Source organism: Spirillospora sp. NPDC046719, assembly GCF_040645715.1.
In the GTDB taxonomy this organism is placed as follows: Bacteria; Actinomycetota; Actinomycetes; order Streptosporangiales; family Streptosporangiaceae; genus Spirillospora.
The window spans coordinates 1-3,928 of record NZ_JBEYYT010000659.1 but is presented as its reverse complement, the minus strand read 5'-3'; the positions used below and the strand labels follow the sequence as shown (position 1 = coordinate 3,928).

The window sequence follows — 3,928 nt, the reverse complement described above, 5'->3', positions numbered from 1 at the left end:
GCCGCCCTTCGCGAAGGGCGGCGCGTCCACGGCACCTCGGAGCCGATCCGGCGGCGGATTCAGCGCTCGGTTCGGCCGCGCCCGATTCTGCCGTGCCCGGGCCGGCGGGGCCCGATTCGGCAGGGGCCGATTCAGCAGTCGCGCAGTTCCGGAGACTGGTTCAGGATCTGCTCGCGCGGCGTCACGAACGTGCGGTACGCCGCCGAATCACCGGACGGGAAGACCGCGACCCGATGGCAGTTCTGGAACGCCAGCTTCACTCCGAAGTAGCGTTCCAGCGTTCCACGCATCGCGTCGCTCGCCAGCACGCGCAGCAACTGGCCGCGGGCCCGCTCGTCCGGCGGCGGCGTCAGGTTGTCGGCGAACTCGCCGCCGTCCACCTGCAGCCGCGCCACCAGACCGCTGATCATCTCCCAGGCGTACGGGAGGGACGTCCTGATGCATTCGACGAACTCCCTGTCGCCGATCTCGCCCTGCCGAGCCGTCTCGAGGAGTTCCGGGGACACGTCGAGGGACATCGCGGGGGTCCTTTCGCAGACGGATGAAACCCACCACCCGCGACGCTAATCACGGCATCCCGACAATTCCAGGCTTGACAGCGATCCTTACATGGGCCATATGAGACCCTCGGCCGCCGGCGGGCGGATCCCCCGATCCCCGCCCGGTCGGCGGCCGTCTTCTGTGTCGGTCTTCGGTGCCGGTTCATGGACGCCGGCCGTCAGCCGGCCGGCGCCGCTCCGCGCCGCCCGGACATGCGCCGCACCGGGCGTGTGCCCCGCTGCGCCCGCTCCTCCCAGAACTCGCGCGCCCGCCGCGCCAGCGCCGCGTTCCGCGCCGCCCGCGCCTCCTCGCGCCGCTCGCCGGCCCGCTCCCGCATGATCGACCGCATGATGTCGTGGTGGTACACGGCCCCCTCCTTCGTCGCGGGCCGCGGCAACGACCCGACATCCAAGAGGTTCGTCCTAAGGCCCCCACCCGGGCATCGGGACGACGCCCTATATCCGGCCTTACCGGGGTCTTAGACGCTCTTATCCAGGTCAGCGGGGATGTCGGACACGGCTGGCAGAATCCCGCGCCATGGACGAACTCCTGGCAGGGCTCGACGACGTCGACTGGGCTGGCCTCCGCCACGCCTACGGCTACGCGGACGACGTCCCGGCCTTGCTTCGGACGCTCCGCACGCCGGACCAGGAGGAGCGCCAGAACGCGCTGCACACCCTCTATGCGAGCATCTACCACCAGGGCAGCCGCTATCCGGCGTCCGGGCCCGCAGTGCCGTTCCTGCTGGCCCTCGCTGCCGAGCCCACCACCCCCGACCGCGACGACCCGCTGTACCTGGCGACCGGGATGGCGATCGGCTCCGACGAGTCGCACCTGCCCGCAGGCGTCGACATCGCCGGATGGCGGAGCGAGGTCGCCCGGCTGCGCGCCTCCGACGCCGCCGAGGAGAAACGCCGCCTGGACGCCTGGGTCGCCGAGGCCGCTGACCCCCGGGAACGCCGGTCCAGGGAACTCCGGTGCAAACACTTCGACTTCGCCGACGCCCTGATGAACGCCGAGGCCGAACTCGCCGCCTACGACGCCGTCCAGGCCGGGCTCCCTCTCGTCCGCGACCTGCTCGCCGACGACGACACCTTCGTCCGCGCCGCCGCCGCGTACACGCTCGGCTGGTTCCCGGAGGAGGCCGCCGCGTCGCTTCCCGCACTACGGGAACTGCTCGAAACCGAGCAGGACCCGGCCGTCACCGCCAACGCCCTCGTCTCCACCGGCCTCCTCGACGGCCGCGACCTGATCCCCCGGCTCCGCGAGCACCTGTCCGGCACCGAGCCGCTCCCCCGCTGGGCCGCCGCCATCGCGCTCCTCCGCCTGGACGTCACCGACCCGCCCGTCATCGCCGAACTCGCCGCCGCCTGCGTCGACCCGCCCGGCATGCCCGGCGGGCCCGTCGCGTTCATGAACGGCGACCTGCGCCTCTACTCGGCCGCCGCCATCGCCGGAATGGCCGACCCGCCGGACGAGGCCGTCGGCGCCGTCCTCGACGGGCTGTCCCGCACGTCCGACGACGCGTCCTTCCCCATGGCCGCCGTCGCGCTCCGGCTGGCATTCCGCACCCCGTCCGCGCCCCTGCCGCCTTACCCCGACCTCACGGACGTCCAAAGGTGGACCATCCGGGTCATCGCCGAACTCCCGGACACCAGTTGGCGGTGGGGCAACCTCACGGAGATCCTGCAGGAGTGGGGCCTGCCCACCGACCGCGACGAGTGCCGCAGGTACGCGGGTCTCGCATGACGGCCACGCGGGGTCCACGGCGGAACTAAGGTTGGGCAACGTGCGTCTCGTTATCGCCCGCTGCAGCGTCGACTACGCCGGCAAGCTCACCGCCCACCTGCCCATGGCCCCCCGGCTCGTCCTGATCAAGTCGGACGGGAGCGTGAGCATCCATGCCGACGACCGCGCCTACAAGCCGCTGAACTGGATGAACCCGCCGTGCTCCCTGCGCGAGGAGCCGTACGAGGAGAACGGCGCGATCGCCCGCTGGACGGTCACGCACGGCAAGTCGGGCGAGCGGCTGATCCTCACCATCGAGGAGATCCTCCACGACACCAGCCACGAGCTGGGGCTGGACCCGGGCCTGCAGAAGGACGGCGTGGAGGCGCACCTGCAGGAGCTGCTCGCCGAGCACATCACCACGCTCGGCGAAGGCTGGTCGCTGATCCGCCGCGAGTACCCGACCGCGATCGGCCCCGTCGACATCCTGTGCCGCGACTCCGACAGCGCCACCGTCGCCGTCGAGATCAAGCGGCGCGGCGAGATCGACGGCGTCGAGCAGCTCACGCGGTACCTGGAGCTGCTGAACCGCGACCCGCACCTGGCGCCGGTCCGCGGGATCTTCGCCGCGCAGGAGATCAAGCCGCAGGCCCGCGTCCTCGCCACCGACCGCGGCATCAACTGCGTCACGCTCGACTACGACGCCCTCCGCGGCATCGAACACGAGGGCACCCTGTTCTGACCGCGCCGCCGTCGCCCCGCTACCGCGCGGCGACGGCCTCGATCTCTACGAGCATCGCCGGGTCGGACAGGGTGTCGACACCGGCGAGAAGGCTGGTGGGCCGGCAGTCCCCGGCGGCGAGCTCGGCGGTGACGGCGTCGTAGTTGGCGGTCAGCGCGGGCAGGTCCACGGTGAACAACCGGATCTGCACGACATCGGCGAGGACGAACCCGGCCTTGCCGAGCGTCTCGCGCAACCGCCGGAACGTCAGCGCGACCTGAGCGCGGATGTCACCGGCGTGGGCGATGCCGCCGTCCTCACCGCGCGCCTCATGCCCGGCGACGAACAGCCACCGCTCGGGCCGCTCGATCAGGACGGCCCGCTGATACCCGACCCGATCGCCGAACATCCGCGGATCCATGTCGATGCGGTGCATTTTCTCTCTGCTCCCTGGTGCCGCGTCGGTGATCTTTGTTTCGCGGTCTCTACCCGCCGCCACGGCTGCGAACGCTTTTTTTGGGGCGGTTGGGCTGCGCGAATGGCCGGTAGCCGCGTTTTGTCATCTCTAAGGCTGGGTGGGGTCGGCGCCATATGGATGGTCAGGCGGCGTGGTGGAGAGCCTGTGGATTCACGCGGGGCGGGATCCGAGGTGGGATCGGGACGGGATTCGGGGTGTGGGGTCCAGGGTGGGATCGGGGGTGGGATCGGGGGTGGGGTCGGGACTGGTGACGGCGGCGGACTGATTGGGATACGCACTGTCGTACGGCAATGATTGGAGCGAGTTCGAGTTACCTACTTCGGATGGAGTCCAATAGGGATCGGAGGGCGGGTATGGATTCATCGCAGAATGGGTGTTCGGGTGGTGGGGTGGCGCTTGCGTACGGGGCCGCCCCTCCAAAGTCAAGGGCGCCTTCGGCGTCGCTTCGCGATGGACTTCGT

The 3,928-nt window shown here is 70.7% G+C and carries 5 protein-coding genes; 2 read left to right on the top strand and 3 right to left on the bottom strand.

Annotated features, from left to right (window positions below):
- Window positions 1-131 precede the first annotated feature (131 nt).
- Together ABZ914_RS48190 and ABZ914_RS48185 are read right to left on the bottom strand one after the other, a co-directional pair.
- The gene (locus ABZ914_RS48190; protein ID WP_433234087.1) at window positions 132-518 is read right to left on the bottom strand and encodes an SCO5389 family protein; all 387 of its coding nucleotides are present in this window, start codon (window positions 516-518) and stop codon (window positions 132-134) included.
- 200 nt (window positions 519-718) lie between these two features.
- Window positions 719-907: a hypothetical protein gene (locus ABZ914_RS48185; RefSeq protein WP_500201330.1), complete on the bottom strand. Its 189-nt coding sequence runs from the start codon at window positions 905-907 to the stop codon at window positions 719-721.
- A gap of 170 nt (window positions 908-1,077) precedes the next feature.
- Between ABZ914_RS48185 and ABZ914_RS48180 the strand changes: the two genes are divergently transcribed.
- Window positions 1,078-2,289 (top strand): HEAT repeat domain-containing protein, encoded by a 1,212-nt coding sequence (locus ABZ914_RS48180; protein WP_500201329.1) that lies wholly within the window; start codon window positions 1,078-1,080, stop codon window positions 2,287-2,289.
- Between the two features lie 40 nt (window positions 2,290-2,329).
- Window positions 2,330-3,010: an endonuclease NucS gene (nucS, locus tag ABZ914_RS48175; protein WP_190861965.1), complete on the top strand. Its 681-nt coding sequence runs from the start codon at window positions 2,330-2,332 to the stop codon at window positions 3,008-3,010.
- Window positions 3,011-3,029: 19 nt separating this feature from the next.
- Here nucS and ABZ914_RS48170 read toward each other — a convergent pair whose 3' ends face one another.
- A complete protein-coding gene (locus ABZ914_RS48170) occupies window positions 3,030-3,425 on the bottom strand; it encodes a Rid family hydrolase (RefSeq protein ID WP_500201328.1) in 396 nt (131 codons plus the stop codon).
- Window positions 3,426-3,928 lie beyond the last annotated feature (503 nt).